1 protein-coding gene is annotated in these 325 nt (G+C 47.1%); it reads right to left on the minus strand.

All coding sequences use genetic code 11. From position 1 onward, the window contains the following. Window positions 1–66: 66 nt before the first annotated feature. The coding region (locus VCHENC03_RS23165) for a DUF1293 family protein (RefSeq protein ID WP_009704424.1) at window positions 67–325 on the minus strand (259 nt) is incomplete at its 5' end.

Consider the following 325-nt stretch of genomic DNA (forward strand, 5'->3'; position numbering starts at 1 on the left):
ACGTGAGTTTTCGTCGCTTTTAAATTGCCGTACTGGTTAACAACGGTGACGCATACAGACATTTTTTTAACCTTGAACTGATTTCATCGAAGCTTCGAAGTGCTTCTTAATTTCTGGGTCGACAGGGATAAGAGCTGTCACGATGGCACCCGCCAATGGATCTTCTGGATTGATTTCAAGTTGCAACTGGTATTCACGACGAGGAACCAGAGCGCCAGTGCGTTCAAGAAGCAGGGCGTAACTGTGTTCAATCATCAATGGTTGATCCCATTGCGGGTTTACGTCGCCAGATTCACCGATGGTGCGACGCTTGAATTTCTCCGAG

The sequence above is a fragment of the Vibrio sp. HENC-03 genome (assembly GCF_000305755.2).
Classification (GTDB): domain Bacteria; phylum Pseudomonadota; class Gammaproteobacteria; order Enterobacterales; family Vibrionaceae; genus Vibrio; species Vibrio owensii.